Origin of the sequence: Nonomuraea sp. MG754425, from assembly GCF_021699195.1 — a bacterium.
In the GTDB taxonomy this organism is placed as follows: Bacteria; Actinomycetota; Actinomycetes; order Streptosporangiales; family Streptosporangiaceae; genus Nonomuraea.
This window is the reverse complement of record NZ_SSXE01000003.1, coordinates 64,292-81,734: the sequence shown is the minus strand read 5'-3', so window position 1 is coordinate 81,734 and position 17,443 is coordinate 64,292. Positions and strand designations below refer to the sequence as shown.

General features: G+C 72.3%; 20 protein-coding genes and 1 tRNA gene. 11 read left to right on the top strand and 10 right to left on the bottom strand.

Going from position 1 to position 17,443, the window contains the following annotated elements:
• Positions 1-14 precede the first annotated feature (14 nt).
• Complete coding sequence (gene murI / locus FAF44_RS01895) at positions 15-839, top strand: glutamate racemase (RefSeq protein WP_237101206.1); 825 nt, start codon at positions 15-17, stop codon at positions 837-839.
• Entirely contained in the window at positions 836-1,588 is a 753-nt protein-coding gene (locus tag FAF44_RS01890) for an MBL fold metallo-hydrolase (protein ID WP_237101205.1), read from the top strand. Before murI ends, FAF44_RS01890 begins: the two co-directional genes overlap by 4 nt.
• 12 nt (positions 1,589-1,600) lie before the next feature.
• Here FAF44_RS01890 and FAF44_RS01885 read toward each other — a convergent pair whose 3' ends face one another.
• Complete coding sequence (locus FAF44_RS01885; protein ID WP_237101204.1) at positions 1,601-2,839, bottom strand: MFS transporter; 1,239 nt, start codon at positions 2,837-2,839, stop codon at positions 1,601-1,603.
• A 68-nt stretch (positions 2,840-2,907) separates the two neighbouring features.
• On the opposite strand from FAF44_RS01885, the gene rph reads away from it, so the two are divergent.
• From rph to FAF44_RS01860, 5 genes are all read left to right on the top strand, one after another.
• Positions 2,908-3,627 carry a ribonuclease PH gene (gene rph, locus FAF44_RS01880; RefSeq protein ID WP_237101203.1) on the top strand — a complete coding sequence of 240 codons (720 nt, stop codon included), beginning with the start codon at positions 2,908-2,910 and terminating at the stop codon, positions 3,625-3,627.
• Complete coding sequence (gene rdgB, locus FAF44_RS01875; RefSeq protein WP_237101202.1) at positions 3,624-4,214, top strand: RdgB/HAM1 family non-canonical purine NTP pyrophosphatase; 591 nt, start codon at positions 3,624-3,626, stop codon at positions 4,212-4,214. Before rph ends, rdgB begins: the two co-directional genes overlap by 4 nt.
• Positions 4,215-4,278: 64 nt before the next feature.
• On the top strand, positions 4,279-5,994 hold the full coding sequence (locus FAF44_RS01870) for a molybdopterin-dependent oxidoreductase (protein ID WP_237101201.1): 1,716 nt from the start codon (positions 4,279-4,281) through the stop codon (positions 5,992-5,994).
• A gap of 126 nt (positions 5,995-6,120) precedes the next feature.
• Complete coding sequence (locus FAF44_RS01865) at positions 6,121-6,912, top strand: toxin glutamine deamidase domain-containing protein (protein WP_237101200.1); 792 nt, start codon at positions 6,121-6,123, stop codon at positions 6,910-6,912.
• Positions 6,909-7,178, top strand: a complete 270-nt coding sequence (locus FAF44_RS01860; RefSeq protein ID WP_237101199.1) for a hypothetical protein — start codon at positions 6,909-6,911, stop codon at positions 7,176-7,178. Before FAF44_RS01865 ends, FAF44_RS01860 begins: the two co-directional genes overlap by 4 nt.
• Before the next feature lie 100 nt (positions 7,179-7,278).
• Here FAF44_RS01860 and FAF44_RS01855 read toward each other — a convergent pair whose 3' ends face one another.
• From FAF44_RS01855 to FAF44_RS01840, 4 genes are all read right to left on the bottom strand, one after another.
• Entirely contained in the window at positions 7,279-9,762 is a 2,484-nt protein-coding gene (locus FAF44_RS01855; RefSeq protein ID WP_237101198.1) for an ABC transporter permease, read from the bottom strand.
• A 1-nt stretch (position 9,763) separates the two neighbouring features.
• Positions 9,764-10,516: an ABC transporter ATP-binding protein gene (locus tag FAF44_RS01850; protein WP_237101197.1), complete on the bottom strand. Its 753-nt coding sequence runs from the start codon at positions 10,514-10,516 to the stop codon at positions 9,764-9,766.
• 107 nt (positions 10,517-10,623) lie between these two features.
• Positions 10,624-11,277 carry a response regulator transcription factor gene (locus tag FAF44_RS01845; RefSeq protein ID WP_237101196.1) on the bottom strand — a complete coding sequence of 218 codons (654 nt, stop codon included), beginning with the start codon at positions 11,275-11,277 and terminating at the stop codon, positions 10,624-10,626.
• On the bottom strand, positions 11,278-12,420 hold the full coding sequence (locus FAF44_RS01840) for a sensor histidine kinase (protein ID WP_237101195.1): 1,143 nt from the start codon (positions 12,418-12,420) through the stop codon (positions 11,278-11,280).
• A 400-nt stretch (positions 12,421-12,820) separates the two neighbouring features.
• Here FAF44_RS01840 and FAF44_RS01835 point away from each other — a divergent pair, with 400 nt between their 5' ends.
• The gene (locus FAF44_RS01835; protein WP_237101194.1) at positions 12,821-13,108 is read left to right on the top strand and encodes a hypothetical protein; all 288 of its coding nucleotides are present in this window, start codon (positions 12,821-12,823) and stop codon (positions 13,106-13,108) included.
• Between the two features lie 59 nt (positions 13,109-13,167).
• Here the strand turns inward: FAF44_RS01835 and FAF44_RS01830 are convergent.
• Positions 13,168-13,250, bottom strand: a tRNA-Leu gene (locus tag FAF44_RS01830).
• Between the two features lie 105 nt (positions 13,251-13,355).
• A complete protein-coding gene (bcp, locus tag FAF44_RS01825) occupies positions 13,356-13,829 on the bottom strand; it encodes a thioredoxin-dependent thiol peroxidase (RefSeq protein WP_237101193.1) in 474 nt (157 codons plus the stop codon).
• A 135-nt stretch (positions 13,830-13,964) separates the two neighbouring features.
• On the opposite strand from bcp, the gene FAF44_RS01820 reads away from it, so the two are divergent.
• Positions 13,965-14,297 (top strand): DUF3618 domain-containing protein, encoded by a 333-nt coding sequence (locus FAF44_RS01820; protein ID WP_237101192.1) that lies wholly within the window; start codon positions 13,965-13,967, stop codon positions 14,295-14,297.
• Here FAF44_RS01820 and FAF44_RS01815 read toward each other — a convergent pair.
• Positions 14,294-15,481, bottom strand: a complete 1,188-nt coding sequence (locus tag FAF44_RS01815; protein ID WP_237101191.1) for an amino acid deaminase/aldolase — start codon at positions 15,479-15,481, stop codon at positions 14,294-14,296. The two genes, FAF44_RS01820 and FAF44_RS01815, sit on opposite strands and share 4 nt — an antisense overlap.
• A 137-nt stretch (positions 15,482-15,618) precedes the next feature.
• Here FAF44_RS01815 and FAF44_RS01810 point away from each other — a divergent pair, with 137 nt between their 5' ends.
• On the top strand, positions 15,619-16,221 hold the full coding sequence (locus tag FAF44_RS01810; protein ID WP_237101190.1) for a DUF6286 domain-containing protein: 603 nt from the start codon (positions 15,619-15,621) through the stop codon (positions 16,219-16,221).
• 103 nt (positions 16,222-16,324) lie between these two features.
• Positions 16,325-16,822, top strand: a complete 498-nt coding sequence (locus tag FAF44_RS01805) for a hypothetical protein (RefSeq protein ID WP_237101189.1) — start codon at positions 16,325-16,327, stop codon at positions 16,820-16,822.
• Positions 16,823-16,918: 96 nt separating this feature from the next.
• On the opposite strand, the gene FAF44_RS01800 is transcribed toward FAF44_RS01805, so the two are convergent.
• Together FAF44_RS01800 and FAF44_RS01795 are read right to left on the bottom strand one after the other, a co-directional pair.
• Positions 16,919-17,176 (bottom strand): Txe/YoeB family addiction module toxin, encoded by a 258-nt coding sequence (locus FAF44_RS01800; protein WP_237101188.1) that lies wholly within the window; start codon positions 17,174-17,176, stop codon positions 16,919-16,921.
• Entirely contained in the window at positions 17,173-17,433 is a 261-nt protein-coding gene (locus tag FAF44_RS01795) for a type II toxin-antitoxin system Phd/YefM family antitoxin (protein ID WP_237101187.1), read from the bottom strand. Before FAF44_RS01795 ends, FAF44_RS01800 begins: the two co-directional genes overlap by 4 nt.
• Positions 17,434-17,443: the final 10 nt, after the last annotated feature.

Sequence of the window (17,443 nt, the reverse complement as noted above, 5' to 3'; positions counted from 1 at the left end):
CTACCCTCTAGAGCGTGCCGGACGCGAGTATTGGGATCTTCGACAGCGGGGTGGGCGGCCTGACGGTCGCGCGCGCGATCATCGACCAACTGCCCCACGAGTCCATCACCTACGTGGCCGACACGGCCCACCAGCCGTACGGGCCCAAGCGCATCGCGGAACTGCGCGCGTACGCGCTGGAGGTGATGGACCACCTGGTCGAGCAGGACGTCAAGATGCTCGTGATCGCCTGCAACAGCGCCAGCTCGGCGGTGCTGCGCGACGCCCGCGAGCGCTACGACGTGCCCGTCGTCGAAGTGATCATGCCCGCCACCAGGCGCGCGGTACGGGCCACCCGCAACGGCAGGGTCGGCGTGATCGCCACCTCGGCCACCATCGACTCCATGGCCTACCACGACGCCTTCACCGCGGCGCCCGACGTGCACCTCACCGGCGTGGCCGCCCCGCGCCTGGTGGAGTACGTCGAGCGCGGGGAGACGATGAGCGATGACCTCATCAAGGTCGTGGGCGAGTACCTGGAGCCCGTCAGGGACGCCGGGTGCGACACGCTCATCCTCGGCTGCACGCACTACCCGCTGCTCACCGGCGCCATCTCCTACGTCGCCGGCGACGGGGTCACGCTGATCTCCAGCGCCGACGAGACGGCCAAGGACGTCTACCGGATCCTGCACGACCGCGATCTGGCGGCCGGAACCGACGCCACCCCCCGGCACCGCTTCCGCGCCACCGGCGACTCCCTGCTCTTCGCCCGGCTCGGGCGACGGTTCCTGGGCCCGGAGATCGATGTGGTCGAAGTCGCACCAGTGGGGGGTACTACCTATAACGGGAGGCCCACATGAAGGTGACCATCGTCGGCTGCTCCGGGAGCTACCCCGGCCCCGACAGCCCCGCGTCCTGCTACCTTCTCGAAGCCGACGGGTTCAGGATGCTGCTCGACCTCGGCAGCGGGTCGCTCGGCGCGCTGCAACGCCACACCGGCCTGTACGACGTCGACGCCATCTGCCTGTCACACCTGCACGCCGATCACTGCCTCGACATCTGCGGCTATCACGTGGCCAGGACGTACGGGCCCGGGGCCCCCTATCCCGTCGTGCCGGTCTACGCGCCCGCCGGGGCGTCCGCCCGGCTCGCCGCCGCGTACGGCATGCCGGACGAGCCGGGACTGGAGACCGCGTTCGAGTTCGTGGCGCTGACGCCCGGCTCGTACGAGATCGGCCCGTTCACCCTCACCGCCGGCCTGGTCAACCACCCGGTCGAGGCGTACGGCTTCCGGGTCGCCGCCGGCGGCGTGAGCATGGCCTACTCCGGTGACACCGGGGAGTCGAGCGAGCTGGTCAAGCTGGCCGCGGGCACCGACCTGCTGCTGTGCGAGGCGTCGTTCGTCGAGCGCCCCGAGCTGCCCTCCGGGCTGCACCTGACCGGCCGGCAGGCGGCCGAGCACGCGGCCAAGGCAGACGTCGGCCGGCTCGTCCTGACCCACCTCGTCCCGTGGAACGACCAGGCCACCGTGCTGGAGGAGGCTTCGGGCGGCGGCTACGGCGGGCCGCTGGAGCTGGCCCGCAGCGGCGCCGTCTACGACCTGACCTGAGCCGGGCGCGGGTCACGGCCTGGCCACGACGTCGCCGTAGTCACGCATGCGCGGCAGCGGCGAGAACAGCAGCGGCACGAACGCCATCATCCGGCCGATCATGAGCAGCCACAACGCCTCCCGAACCCCGATCTGCTGCGCGACGAGCCCGCCGAGCAGCGCGCCCAGCGGCATCGCGCCCCACGTCAGGAACCGCACCGACGCGTTGACCCGGCCGAGCAGGTGCTCGGGGGTGACGGTCTGCCGGTAGGTGGTCTGGCCGACGTTCGACAGCGTCGCGTTCCAGGAGATCACGATCGAGGTGATCGCGAAGCACACCACCCGCCAGTCGGCCTCCGTCATGGGCAGGAGCAGGCCGAACGGGGCGCCGATCACGGCGGCCAGCCAGGTCGTCCTGGCGGTGCCGAGTCTCCTCGATAACCAGCTTCCGGTCAGCCCGCCCAGCAGGCCGCCGACCCCTCCCGACATGAGCAGCACCCCGAGCACGCCGGGCGACAGCTTCACGGTCTCGGCGAGGAAGAGCACCGACAGGCCGAGCACCCCGCTCACGCACAGGTTGCCGATCGCCGAGGAGGCCACGAACGCGCGTAACAGCCGGTCGCGCCACACGTACGACAGGCCCGCGCGGATCTCCCGCAGCAGCGGGCCGCGCTCGACGTCGGCGGGTGGTTTGTCGGGCGCCTTGATGCTGGCCAGCAGGAACACCGAGGCGAGCGCGCCGATGGCGGTGGCCACGATCGTGCGCGGCGCGCCGAGCAACTGCACCAGCACGCCCCCCAGGCCCGGCCCCGCCAGGAACGCTCCCGACCGCACGACCTCCAGCTTCGCGTTCCCGTCGCTGAGCTGCGCGGTGCTCACCAGATCAGGCAGGTACGTCTGGTCGGCCACATCGTTGAACACCTGTGACATCCCCGCGATCAGCGCGACCGCGAACATCATCTCGATCGTCAGCACGTCGAGCGCGGCCGCCACCGGGATGCTCGCCAGCACCGTGAACTTGGCCAGGTCGGAGACCATCATCACCCGGCGCTTGCGCATCCGGTCGACCCACACCCCCGCAGGCAGGCCGATCAACAGGAAGGCCGCCGTCTGCAGCGACGACAGCACCCCCACCTCCGCGGGCCCCGCGTGCAGCACCAGCACTGCTACCAGCGGAAGGGCGACGCGTGAGATATTCGCCCCAAGTTCGTTCGCCACGTGCGAAGTCAGGAACCGGAGGAAGTCAGGGTTTCGCAACACCCCCGTTGTCATTGCGTAAGGATCCATGTGGCGGACACATTTGGTCAAGAGCGTTGTGTCGCGGAGATAGGGTGATCTGCATGTCCCGACAGGATGGCCGCAACCCTGACCAGCTCCGACCCGTGACCATCACCAGGCGATGGCTGACCCACGCCGAGGGTTCCGCGCTGGTCGAGTTCGGCGGCACCCGGGTGCTGTGCGCCGCCTCCGTGCAGGACAGCGTGCCCCGCTGGCGCAGGGGCAGCGGGCAGGGCTGGGTTACGGCCGAATACGCGATGTTGCCGCGGGCGACCAATACCCGTAACGATCGCGAATCGGTCCGCGGCAAAATCGGCGGGCGGACCCACGAGATTTCCCGGTTGATCGGGCGTTCACTGCGTGCCTGCGTCGATTACAAAGCGTTGGGGGAAAACTCCATTCTGCTCGACTGCGACGTGCTGGAGGCCGACGGCGGCACCCGCACCGCCGCCATCACCGGCGCCTACGTCGCGCTGGCCGACGCGATCGCGTGGATGCGCCAGCGCCGCATGTGCCCCGGCGACCCGCTCATCGGCTCGGTCGCGGCCGTCTCCGTCGGCGTGGTCGGCTCGGTGCCGATGCTCGACCTCTGCTACACCGAGGACGTCGCCGCCGAGACCGACATGAACATCGTGATGACCGGCGACGGCACGTTCGTCGAGGTCCAGGGCACGGCCGAGGGCGCGCCGTTCGACCGGGGCGCGCTCGACAGCCTGCTCGACCTGGCCGTGGCGGGCTGCGAGGAGCTGACCCTCTTCCAGCAGGAGGCGCTGAGCTCGTGAAGGTCGTGCTGGCCACCCGCAACGCGGGCAAGATAGCGGAGCTGCGCCGCATCCTCGCCGGGTTCGACATCGTCGGGCTGGAGGAGTTCCCCTCGATCGGCGAGATCGCCGAGACCGGGGTCACGTTCGAGGAGAACGCCCTGCTCAAGGCGCACGCGGTGGCCCAGGGCTCCGGGCTGCCCGCGGTGGCCGACGACTCCGGGCTCTGCGTCGACGTGCTCAACGGCATGCCGGGCGTCTTCTCGGCCCGCTGGGCCGGTCGCCACGGCGCCGACCTCGCCAACCTCGACCTGCTGCTCGCCCAGGTCTCCGACGTGCCCGACGACAAGCTCGCCGCGCACTTCGCCTGCGCCGCCGCGCTGGCGCTGCCGTCCGGGGAGTCCCGGGTGGTGGAGGGCACGCTGCCCGGCCGGCTGGTCCGCTCGCCCCGGGGCGCCAACGGGTTCGGCTACGACCCGATCTTCGTGCCCGAGGGTGAGTCGCGGACGACGGCCGAACTGGCTCCCGAGGAGAAGGACGCGATCAGCCACCGGGGGCGGGCCTTCCGGGCGCTGGCCCCGGTCGCGCGAGAGCTGCTCACCTCGTAACCACCCGCCTGAGGAACCACCTGCCTGTGCACCGTTCGGCGTCCGGCGGCGTACCGTCTCAGGTGTGCGGACTGAAGTGACGGTCCCCCCGTGGGCGGGGGCGTTGGCAGGATTGGTCTCCGGAGGCGTCGCCCTCGGGGTCGCCCAGCTCGTGGCCGGGGTGGGCGGCGCGCCGGCGGCGTTCCCCGTGGTGGCGGTCGGTGACGCGGCCGTCGACCTGGCGCCGGCCCCGGTCAAGGACTTCGCCATCAACACCTTCGGCGAGAACGACAAGACCGTTCTGGTGGCCGGGGTGCTGGTGGTGCTGGCCGCCGTGGCCGCCGTCATCGGGGTGTCGGCCCGGCGTGCGCCCGCGGCCGGATACGCGGGGTTCGGGCTGTTCGGGGCGATCGGCGTGCTGGCCGTGGTGACCCGGCCGGACACCCGGCTGCTGGACGCCGTGCCGACCGTGCTGGGGGCCCTCGCGGGGGCCTGGGCCTTGACCTGGCTGCTCCGGCGCGCCACCGGGCCCGTCGCGCGGGCCGGGGCCGCTGGGTCCGGTGGGCTCTCGCCCGCTGGGTCCGCTGAGCCGATCTCCCCGCCGCCCGGTTCCGCGCCCGCTGAGCCCGTGTTTCCCGGGGCCGGGGAGCCCGGTCACGAGGTCGAGGGCGGCTTCGGCGGCGGGGCGGAGGCCGAGCGGCCGACGGTGATGCGGGCCGGAGGGCGGGCGGCGACGTTCGACCGGCGGCGGCTGCTCACCGGGGCCGCCGGGGGCGCGGTGGTGGCGGGCGCCGCCGCGGTGCTCGGGCAGCAACTCGGCGGACGGCGGGCCGTGAACGCGGCGCGCGGCGGCGTCAGGCTCCCCGCGCCCGCGACGCCCGCCCGGCCCCTGCCCGCGGGCACGGACCTGCGCATCGGCGGCCTGTCCCCGTTCGTCACCCCGAACGGCGACTTCTACCGCGTCGACACCGCGATCGTCGTCCCCCAGGTGGATCCCCGCGACTGGGTCCTGCGCGTCCACGGCATGGTGGACCGTCCCGTCGAGCTCACCTACGCCGACCTGCTGAAGCTGCCGCTGACCGAGACGTACGTCACGCTGGCGTGCGTGTCCAACGAGGTCGGCGGCCCCTACGTGGGCAACGCCCGCTGGCTGGGCGCGCGGATGGCCGACGTGCTGCGCCGCGCCGGGCTGCGTTCCGACGCCGACATGCTGCTGTCCACCTCCGCCGACGGCTTCACCTGCGGCACCCCGGTGGACGTGGTGATGGACGGCCGCGACGCGCTGTTCGCGGTCGCCATGAACGGCGAGGCGCTGCCCCTGGAGCACGGCTTCCCCGTACGCCAGGTGGTGCCCGGCCTGTACGGGTACGTCTCGGCCACCAAGTGGGTGGTGGACATCAAGGTGACCAGGTTCGACGTCGACCAGGCGTACTGGACGCCGCGCGGCTGGTCGGCCAAGGGCCCCGTCAAGACCCAGTCGCGCATCGACGTGCCCAGGTCGGGCGACTCGCTCAAGGCGGGCGCCACCACGATCGCCGGGGTGGCGTGGGCGCAGCACGTCGGCGTGGCCGCGGTCGAGGTGCGGGTGGATCGCGGGCAGTGGCGGCAGGCGCGGCTGGCCCAGACACCCGGTCCCGACACGTGGCGGCAGTGGGTGATCGACTGGGCCGCCACTCCAGGCCGGCACACGATCGAGGTGCGGGCGACCGACGCCTCCGGGCGTACCCAGACCGAGCAGGTCGCGCCGCCCGCGCCCGACGGCGCGACCGGCTGGCACTCCATCACCGTGGACGTGGCCTGAGCCCGGATTTGAGGGTGTTTGCGCAGGTGGACGGGGCGGCCGGAACAGAGAATCTCCGCCGAGTCCGCCCCCTTGACACGGAGTCGCCTCTACGATCGTTCGTCGAGGCATGACAGGAGGCAGGCCGTGTTCCACGAGCGCAAGCCGAGTGTCCGGTGGGCCCTGCGAGATGGGCCGTACAACCCCGTGGTGGCCGAGGGCGTGCGGTGGCTCGACTACGAGCTGGCCGCCGAGCCGGCGCGGCCCGGCCACGAGAGGGCCGATGCCGCGACCGGTGACGACGCGCCCGACGCCGGGGACGACTGGTTCGACGGGCCCCGGCGTCCGCCCAGGCTCGCGGACAGCCGTCCGTACGGCGTGCCCGGCGGGCTCGCGAAGCCGGACCCGCAGGTGGAGCGGGACCTCGCCGGGGCGCTGCGGCCCGGCGCCCGTTTTCCCGACCCGCGCGGCACATGGGTGCGCCTGATCAACGGCGGCGGGCCCGCCGACGATCCGTTCCGGGCCTCCAACGCCGCCGACTGCGCGCTCGCCGTGCTGTCCACCTGGCACGGCGAGCCCGCGACGGCCGCGCCGAGACTGCCCGAGTACGACCGGATCGGCCGGCCCGTGCTGACCGGCGAGCAGGGCAGCGTGGCCCGGATCGAACGGTGGGTGAGCCACCGCCTGCAGTACGCGGGCCAGGGCCGGCACGCCTACCCGATGATCGCCCGGCGGCTGCTCGACGCCGGGCACGGCGGGGCGGCGGTCATCCTGGTGCGCTGGCCGGGCGGCGGCTCGCACGTCTGGAACGCGGTGAACTTCGACGGCGAGGTGATCTGGATCGACGCCCAGCGGGGGCACATGTCGGTCGAGCCGCCGTACCGGACGGTGACCGGGGTGTTCTGTGTGCTGCTCGATCGCCTGGGGCGGCCACGATGAACCTGGAGCAGGCCAGGGCGCTGGCCGAGGAGTACTACAACGGGGTGCGGGAGCCGGAGGACGCGCTGCCGGTCGGCGTGTACGGCTTCGACGGCGGGTACGTGGCGTGGGTCCGCGACCTGGAGCCCGACGATCCGGCCAGGCTGCCGGAGACGGCCGGGGGCGGTTGCGTGGTCATCGACGGGGCCACGGGCGAGGTGGTGGCCCGGCCGCTGCTCGATCCGGAGACCGTGGCCGAACTGTGGCCCGGCCGCACCCCCCGCTGACCGCACGGAGCACTCTGCCCGATGGGCTGTGCCGGGTGCTGTGTGGAGTGCTCGATCGGCTCCGGCATCGCGTAAGGTGTTCCGCCCGTTCATCCGGATGTCACCCCGTGGCGAGGGAGCCGACGATCGACGCCCGTGCCGCGCGGCGGGCCGGGAGCACCGCCGCCAGCACGCCCGCCAGCCCCGACAGCACCACGAACAGCACGATCTGCGGCACCGGCACGGACAGGACGGAGCCCTCCAGCATCGCCCGCATCGCGGCCCAGCCGAAGACGACGCCCAGCACCACCCCCACCAGCGCCCCGATCAGCCCGAGGATCAGCGCCTCGACGGACACCATCCGGCGCAACTGCGCCCGGGTCAGGCCGAGCGCCCGCAGCAGGGCGGACTCCCTGGTGCGTTCGTGCACCGAGAGCGACAGCGTGTTCGCGATGCCCAGCAGCGAGATCAGGATCGCCAGCCCGAGCAGCCCGGAGATGATCATGAGCATCATGTCGAGCGTCTCGTCGAACTGCCCGCGTACCTCCGTCGAGCTGCTGACCTGCACGGCCGGGTAGGGCGCGGCGGCGGCGTCCACGACCGCCCTGGCCCGCTCCTCGGGCACGCCGTCCTTGATCGTCACCATCACCCGGGCGTCGGGCACCGAGCCGAAGTACGACTCGAACGGCCGCTCCGCGAGCGTGACCGGCGGCAGCCCCGACTGGTTGCCGTCGAGCAGCGCGACCACCTTCAGCGACACGGTGCCCGCGCGCCCGGTCCGCAGACTCACCGCGTCGCCGACCCGCACGCCGAGCCGCTCGGCCGTGATCTCGTCCAGCGCCGCCTGACCGGGACCGAAGCCCGCCATGGAGCCGGCGGCGACGTACGGCCGGACGGGCCCGCTGTAGGTGCCCACCGTGAGCCGCTCGCCCATGACCGGCGCCTCCACCTGGCGGATCTGCGCCACCGAGGCCAGCTCCGGCCTGCCGCGCAGCTCCTCGGCCACGGACCTGGGGACGACGGAGGCACGTTCCTGGTCGGCGAGCAGGAAGTCGATGGGGAACTGCTCGTCCAGCTTGACCGTCATCGTCGTCCGGGTGGACGCGGTGACCACCGAGATCAGCGTCATCAGCGTCACCCCGATGGTCAGCGCCACCGTGGTGGTGGCCGCCCGCCTGGGGTTGCGCCCGGAGTTGTCCACGGCCAGCCGGCCCGGCACCCCGAACAGCCGACGCGGCGCCCAGCCCACCAGCGCGCTCAACGGCCTGACCAGCACCGGTCCCAGGATGAGCACGGCCAGGAAGGTCAGCGCGCCCCCGGCCACGACCACGAGCAGCGAGACCTCCCGGCCGGGTTCGAGCACGAACGCGCCGACCGCCGTCGTGCCGAGGCCCGCCGCCAGGAACAGCGCCGCGAAAGCGCCGCGCGCCAGGCCCGTGCGGAACGTCTGCTCCTCCGCCCGGCTGCGCAGCGCCGAGACCGGCGGCACGCGGGTGGCGGCGCGGGCGGGCAGCAGGGCCGCGCACACCGTGACGACCAGGCCCACGGCCAGGCCGGTCCCGATCGTGGCCGGGGTGAGGGCGATGGCCGCGTCCGTGGGCAGCGGGGCGTCCAGCGCGGTGAGCACGCTCAGCGTGAGCGCGGCCAGGCCGTAGCCGATGAACAGGCCCAGCGCGGAGGCCAGCAGCCCCACGACGGCCGACTCCAGCAGGATCGAGCCGAACACCTGCCCGCGCGTGGCCCCGATGCAGCGCAGCAGCGCCATCTCCCGGGTGCGCTGGGCGACGAGGATGTTGAAGGTGTTGTAGATGACCAGCGCGGCCACCGCCATCGCGACGACACCGAACATCAGCAGGCCCAGCGTGAGCATCCGCGTCTCGATGCCGGCGGCCCTGGCCAGGTCGTCGGCCAGCTCGTCCCCGGTCCTGACGGCGTACGCGCCGCCGACGGCCGCCGCGACGGCCTGCTTCGACACCGTGCCCGCCACGTCGATCTCCGCGTACCCCTTCACGCCCGTCATCCGCTGGGCGGTGGCGTGGGTGAAGCCGACCGCGCCGGTGTAGGCGAGCATCTGGTCCACGCCGGTGTCGATCAGCCCGACCAGCCTGAACCGGTGCGCGCTCCGGCCCGCGTCGAGCACGGTGATCGTGTCGCCGAGACGGAAGCCCTGGGCCCGCGCGGTGTTCTCGTCGAGGACCGCGGCCTGGTCGTCGGTGCCGGGACCGGTGCCGGAGACGACGTGGGTGCGGTCGAGCGGGCCGCGCACGACCGACAGCGCGGTGGTCGGGGCGTTGCCGAAGGTCTTGCCGTCCTTGCCGAGGACGGGGGCGCCGCCCCTGATCAGGCCCTGGGCCTCGGTCACGCCGGGCAGCGCGCGGACCCGCTCCAGCACCCGATGCGGCACCGTCGCGCCGGTCCTGGCGGGCAACACCGCCACGTCCACCTTGGCGGCGTCCGCCGTGACCCGCTGCGCGAAGCCGGCCTGGACGGTGTCGTTCAGCACGAACGTGCCCGCGATGAACCCCACCCCGAGCATGATCGCCAGCGACGTGAGCAGCAGCCTGAGCCGGTGCGCGCGCAACCCGGCCAGCGCGGTCCTGAGCACCTCACGCCTCCAGCCGGACGAGGGTGTCCAGCACGCTCTGCGGGGTCGGGGAGCCGACCTCGGTGACCAGCTCGCCGTCACGCAGGAACACCACGCGGTCGGCGTACGAGGCCGCCACCGGGTCGTGCGTGACCATGACGATGGTCTGGCCCAGTTCCCGCACCGAGGTGCGCAGGAAGGACAGGACCTCGGCCCCGCTGCGCGAGTCCAGGTTTCCCGTGGGCTCGTCGGCGAAGATCACCTGGGGCTTGCTGATGAGCGCCCTGGCCACGGCCACGCGCTGCTGCTGGCCGCCGGACAGCTCGGCCGGCCGGTGCGCGAGCCGGTCCTTCAGCCCGACGGTCTCGATCACCCGGTCGAACAGCGCCTGGTCGGCCTGGCGGGCGGAGATGTCGAGGGGCAGGCGGATGTTCTGCTCGGCGCTCAGCGTGGGCAGCAGGTTGAACGCCTGGAAGACGAAGCCGATCCGCTCCCGGCGCAGCAGCGTCAGCCGCCGGTCGGTCAGGCCGGTCAGCTCCACGTCGCCGATGTGCACGGTGCCCGAGGTGGCGGTGTCGAGGCCGGCCAGGCAGTGCATGAGCGTCGACTTGCCCGAGCCCGACGGGCCCATGATGGCGGTGAACGCGGCGGTGGCGAAGGACACGGTCACGCCGCGCAGGGCGTGCACGAGGGCGTCGCCCTGGCCGTACACCTTGGTCAGATCGGTGGCCACCACGGCGGGCGGGGCCTGGCGCCGGGTCTCGGTGAGCGTCACTTTCACTCCTTGTCGTGATTTGCAGCCGCGACTCACGCTAGAAGTGGAAATTTCGCGAATTATGGGCCTTGAGGAGGGACTTTGTGTGCGCCGGTGGATGACCCCCGTCAGACTTTCGGCCGAGGCGCGGGCACGATCAGCCCGGCCTCGTACGCGTACACCACCACCTGGGCCCGATCCCGCAGCCCCAGCTTGGCCAGCACCCGCCCCAGATGCGTCTTCACCGTGGCCTCCGCCACCTCCAGACCCGCGGCGATCTCCATGTTGGACAGGCCCCGGGCCACCATGAGCAGCACCTCGCGCTCGCGCGGCGTCAGGTCGGCCGCCGACGCCACCGGCGTGCCGGAGGGGAGCTGCGCGGCGAAGCGGTCCAGCATCCGGCGCAGCGTGCTCGGCGACACCACGGACTCGCCCGCGTGCACCACCCTGATGGCGTTGACCAGGTCGTTCGGCGGCACGTCCTTCAGCAGGAACCCGGCCGCGCCCGCCTTGACCGCCGCGAAGGCGTACTCGTCGAGGTCGAACGTGGTCAGGATGAGCACCTTCGGCCCGTCGATGTGGGCGGTGGCCTCGACGCCGTCCATGCCGGGCATGCGGACGTCCATCAGCACCACGTCCACCTGCGTGTCCTTGAGGATCTCCAGGGCGGTGCGGCCGTCCCCGGCCTCCGCCACCACCTCGATGTCCGGCTGCGCGCCGAGCACCATCCGGAAGCCGGCCCGCAACAGCTCCTGGTCGTCGACCAGCATCACCCGGATCATCTACGCCGCCTTCGCCATGGGGAACCTGGCCAGCACCTCGAACCCGCCGCCCCGCCGGGGGGCGGCCGACACGGCGCCGCCGTACATGCCGGCCCGCTCGCGCATGCCGATCAGCCCGTGCCCGTCGGGGCTGCGCGGGGCCGCCGCGCCCCGGCCGTTGTCGGTCACGCGGATCACCAGGTCACGACCGCTGTACTCGATCTCCACGGTGGCCTCGACGCCGGGGCCGCCGTGCTTGAGCGCGTTCGTCAAAGCCTCCTGGACGATGCGGTAGACGGCGAGCTGCTGACCCTCGGGCAGCTCGGCCGGCGCGCCGCCGACCAGCAGCCGGGCGGGCACGCCCGAGCCGCTCACCAGTTCCTCTAGCTGGCCGAGCCCGGGCTGCGGGGTGTAGTCGGTGCCCGCGGCCTCGCTCTCGCGCAGCACGCCCACCAGCCGGCGCATCTCGGCGAGGGCGGCGCGGCCGGTCTTGGAGATGTTCCGGACGGCCAGGCGGGCCTGCTCGATGTCGCTGTCGAGGGCGAAGCCGGCGCCGTCGGCCTGCACCACGATCACGCTGACGTTGTGGGCCACGACGTCGTGCAGTTCCCTGGCGATCCTGGCCCGTTCGGCCGCGGCGGCCATCCTGGCCTGCTGGTCCCGTTCGCGTTCGGCCCGTTCGGCGCGCTCCTCCAGGCCCTCCAGGTAGCGGCGGCGGGTGTTGGCGTACAGGCCGGTCACCCAGACCGCGACCACGAGGATCGAGCCGCTGAAGAACATCCCGAACGTGGCCGCCGACCAGTTGAGCAGCGCCAGGAACACGCCCAGCTCCGCCACCAGGCCCGCCGCCAGCGCCCACCGGAACGAGCACTGGTAGGCCACCGCCCAGAGCGCCACCAGCACCGCGAGGTTGGCCGGCTGCGGAGTGGCCTGCGCCAGCCACTGCCCGAAGCTGACCAGCGACACCGCGGCGAACGACAGCAGCGGCTGGTTCCGCCACAGCAGCGGCACGATGAGCGCCGCCGACAGCGCCAGATGACCGGCCACGGTCAGCGGGACGTTCTCCTCCGGCGGGAGGAACACCGCGTACGGCCACGTCAGCACGGCGCACAGCACCGCCAGGGGAGCCACGCGGAAGGCGCCCGCCAGTCTTCCGTGGCTCACGGACCACGCCCGTACCTTGCCGAACACATCATCACGATATGCAGGGCAGGTGCGATATTGGTCCGTCTCTAGGTGGAAGTAGGACTACGACCCAGGTCTTAGATGATCCTCCGCTTACATGGGGCTTACGGGGCTTTTGGCATCCTCATGACTGGGAGCGCCCCTCGTGGGCGAGTAAAGGGAGATCGTGATGGCGGATCATGATCGCGACGCCGGGTCGCGCGGCGCAGAGGAAGCGCCGCGCGACCCGACTTCATCGGAACCGCCCGAAACCGGTGCCCTCAGGTACGGAGAGCAGGCGGATCGCCCCGCCATCCACCTCCCGCCCACCCAGCCGACACCACACGAGCGACGGCCGGGCTCCTTACCGGACTTCCTGCGCCGCAGACGCACCCAGGTCATGGGAGCCGGCCTGATCGGGCTGCTCGCCGGCGGCGTGCTCGGCGGCGTCACCGTGGCCGCCCTGACCGACCTCGTGCCCGACCGCCCCGCCAGGACCGGCCTGTGGCTGGAGCCCCGCGGGCCCGGCTGGGGACCCCCGGGAAGGCCCGGCTGCGCTCCGGACGGCGACCATGTGCGCTGTGTCGTGCCGCGACCCACGGCCGCGGTGCCCGATGTGCCCCGAGAGCCCGAGCCGCCGGACGGGTCTGTGGAGAACGGGGATCCAGCGCCCCTCCGGACCGGCTGAATAGCGCAATTGCGGATCAGCGAAAACACCGGCTACCGAAAACGAAATAGGAATTCGGGTGCGGGCGGGGGGACTCGAACCCCCACAGTGTTGCCACCAACAGGACCTAAACCTGCCGCGTATGCCATTTCGCCACGCCCGCGCCGCCCGTCGCAACGGGCCGAACACAGTTTAGCGCTCAGAATGCGGGCCGGAGGCATTTGCGAAAGAGGAGCGGGCCCGCCGGGAAGCGGGACCCGCCCGCGGGTCAGGACAGGCCGAGCTTCTTCTTCAGCGAAGCCACGTGTCCCGTCGCCTTCACGTTGTAGAGCGCCTGCTCCACCTTCCCGTCGGCGTCGATGACGAACGTCGAGCGGATGACCCCCACGACCTCCTTGCCGTACAGCTTCTTCGTGCCGTGGGCGCCGTAGGCCCGGTGCACGGCCAGGTCGGGGTCGGACAGGAGGGGGAAGGTCAGCGCGTCGCGCGCAACGAACTTGGCCAGCTTCTCCGGCTTGTCCTTCGACACGCCGAGGACGACGAACCCTTCGGCCGTGAGCTGGGCGAGGTTGTCGCGGAAGTCACAGGCCTGCTTGGTGCAGCCGGGTGTCATCGCGGCAGGGTAGAAATAGAGAATCACGCGCTTGCCGCGGTAGGCGTCGAGCGAGATGGCGCCGCCGTCGGCGGTGGGTAGCGTGAACTCGGGCGCGGCGTCGCCGGGCGCGAGCTTGGTCTCGGTCAATGGGCCCTCCTGGGTTCTTCCCGCCAAACCTACCGGCCCGGCCGTTGTGCCGGACGGCGCGCCGACCTGACAGACTGATCACCAGAACGGACGGAGCCCGCTCGGCACGCGGCGCGTACGGCTGGAAGGAGAACCATGGCTGACACCGATCCCGACGAGCTGGAGCGGCGCATCGCCCAGACGCGCGCGGAGTTGGCGCACACGGTCGACGCCATCGCCGACAAGGTGAGTCCCAAGCGGGTCGCCGAGCGTACGGTGGCCGACGTCAAGAGCAGGGCGGGGCACTTCGTGGCGTCCGTGGGCGACGCCCTCGGGGTCACGCCGCGGCCCGCCGAGTACGGCGACGACCACGAGAAGGTGTGGGAGGAGGAGCGGCCCGAGCTGGGGCCGCTGCTCATCGGCGTCGGCGCGGCGCTGGTCGTGGGGGCGGCCATCGTGTTGTGGCGGCGCCGCCGCGGGCGCCGCTAGAGGAACGTCTGGCCCTCGCCCCGGTACGTCGGCGCCGCCCCCGCCAGGGCGTCGCCCTCGACGAGGTGCAGCGTGTCGAACCGCTCGCACAGCTCGCCCGCCTTGGCGTGCCTGAACCACACCCGGTCGCCGATCCGCAGTTCCTCGGCGGCCCGGCCGAGCAGCGGGGTCTGCACCTCGCCCGCGCCCTCGTCGGGTGCGTACCGCAGGCCCGCGGGCAGGTACGGCTGGGGCGCGCGGGCGGGCCCCACGGGGCCCGAGGCCACGTAGCCGCCGCCGAGCACGGTCACCGTGCCGGGGTCCGGACGGCGCACCACCGGCAGCGCGAACATGGCGGCCGGGCGTCCGGTGAAGCGGCGGTAGAAGTCGAACAGGCGGGGATGGAAGAGGCCGGAGCCCGCCGTGACCTCGGTGACGGCCTTCTCGCGCACGGTGAGCTCGACCGAGCCGGTGCCGCCGCCGTTGACGAACTCGAGGTCGGCGAGCTGGCGTACGGCGTTCACCACGCGCCCGCGCCGCACGATCAGCTCTCTGGCCGACAGCGCCTGCATGACGCGGACGACGCGGGCACGGGCGGCGCCCGCGGGCGGGTCGTCGCCGACCCCGGCGATCTGCGCCTCGTACGCCATCAGCCCGGCCAGCCGCAGGCCGGGGCGCTTGGCGATGGCGGTGGCCAGGTCGGCGGCCTCGTACGGCTCGCGGATGGGGGAGCGCAGCGTGCCGGCCCGGCGGCCGAAGGCGACGTAGGAGGCGTCCACGTCGATGCAGAGCCGGATCTCGGCGCGCGGGCGCGTCTCGGCCACGGCCGCCTCGATGTAGTCGAGGTGCGCGGCCGAGTCGACCATGACGGTGACGTGCTCGGCCGCGCTCGCGTCCGCGGCCAGGGCGGCCAGGGCGTGCCGGTCGGCGGTGGGGTAGGCGACGACGATGTCGGTGCAGCCGTTGGCGGCCAGCCAGAGCGCCTCGGGCAGGGTGTAGGCCAGGATGCCCTGGAAGCCGTCCATGGCGAGGATGCGTTCGAGCAGCGGGCGGCTGCGGATGGACTTGCTGGCGACCCTGATCGGTTTGCCCGCCGCCCGCCGGACGAGATCCGCGGCGTTGGCCCGCATGGCCGCGAGGTCGAGAATGGCGAACGGTGCTTCGAGGGCCGCTGTCGCGCGGTCATAACGCTGCCGGTCATCCATACCGGCAGCGTAACCGCATATGGGGCAAATGAATATGAGGCGCGTTCGCGTTGATTGCGGTCCCCGTAATGTTCGGGCAAATCGGCGGCGAGGGCGCGGTTCACGTCATGCCCGATCCATGTACGTCTTTCGTTGTGATGACCACGCTTCAGCAGATATTGCCCGGCGCCGTCGTCGCCCCGCGGCACACCGGGCTGCGCAGGGCGAGCAGGGTGCTCAGGCCCGCGCGTACCGTCCCCGGAGCCCTGGTCGCGCTCACGCTGGCCGCCGGGCTCGGGGCGACCTCGGCCGAGGTGGTGTCGGCGCTGCTCGGCGCGCCGCTCGGCTGGGTCCCCGTGAACGAGGTGGTCGCGCTCGCGGGCAAGACCACCTGGGTGACCACGGCGACCGCGGCCCTGGTGTCGGCGGGGGCGGGCGCGCTCATGCTGCTGCTGGCGATCGTGCCGGGCCGCTCCGGCCTGGTGGCGGTGGAGACCGCCGACCCGCTGATCGTCATCGGCATCACCCGCTCGGGCCTGCGCCGCACGCTGCGCGCGGCGGCCATGCAGGTGGCGGGCGTGGACAAGGCCCGCGTCCGGCTGCGCCTGCGCACCATCGAGGTCACGGTCACGACCGGCGCGGAGAGCTCGGGCCAGATGCTCAGGCAGGTCGGGACGGCCGTCGGCGACCGCCTGGCGGGCGTCGGCACGCTCGGCACCGGCGAGGTCGTGGTCCGTCTGCGCCGGAGGGCCGCCGCATGACCCGCCCCGCACAGACCGGTCGCACGCTGTTCGGTCGCGCGTCCGCCGGTCACACACCGGCCGGTCGCGGGCCCGCCGGTCACACGGCGGAAGGGAGCGTTGTGTGATGCGGCAGTATGCGGGCAACCGCGTCGGGCTGGCCATCGTCGGAGGGCTGCTGCTGGTGCTGGGCGGCTACGCGTGGCTGCGCGGCCACGACCAGTTCTTCGGCCTGTCGCCCACCGCGAAGGTCCTGCCCGGCCGCGCCCACAGGTCGCTGGCCGAGGACCCCTGGCCCCTGTGGTTCCTGGCGCTGGGCATGCTGATCCTGGCCCTGGTCGCGCTGCGCTGGCTGCTGCTCTGCCTGGGCTGGGGCCGCCGCGGCACCCAGAACGGCACGGGCACGGCCATGCTGTTCGTCGGCCTCAAAGGAGTGGACGGCCTGGGCAAGGCGGGCGTGCGCGTCGCCGAGGACGGCCTGCGCCTCGGCCTGACCTGCCCGGCGGCGGCGGACATGGGCTCGGTGGTCGGCAAGCTCGACCAGGACATCGTGGGCCGCATCCGCCGCGAGGTCCGCGACGACGAGACGCCGGCCGTCGTCCGGCTGCACGTGAGGCGCTGAGCACCGCTCAGCACTCGATGACGTTGACCGCGAGCCCCCCGCGCGACGTCTCCTGGTACGTGTCCACCATGTCGCGCATCGTCTTGATGGGTCGATCTACTCGTAGTGGTAGCGAGCCTGCAGAATGACGATCTCATCGTCCATGGGCAGGTACACCAGTCGGTGCTCTTCGGTGATGCGCCGCGACCACGCGCCTGCCAGGGCGTACTTCAGCGGCTCAGGCTTGCCGATGCCCTCGAAGGGATCACGCAACGCGTCCTCGACGAGCCGGTTGATTCGCTTGAGGATCTGCCGATCGGCCGTCTGCCAGTGGACGTAGTCCTCCCAGCCTTTCCCCGTGAAGGCGACTTTCACCGGGAAGTCTCGTCGTCCAGCAGTTCGTGCCTCTCGTGGCGGCCCGCGAGCGCCTCCTGGTGCGACTCGATCAGCCGGCGAGCGTTGGCCGGAGAGCGGAGCAGGTAGGCCGTCTCCTGGAGGGCTTCGTACTCTTCTGCGGCCACCAGATAGGCGTTCCCGCTCTTGGATACGATCTCGACGGCAGTGCGGTCGTTGTTGACCTCTTCGATCAGCGGGAACAGACGTCGCCGGGCCTCGCTGGCGGTGATGGACATGACCCTCCCT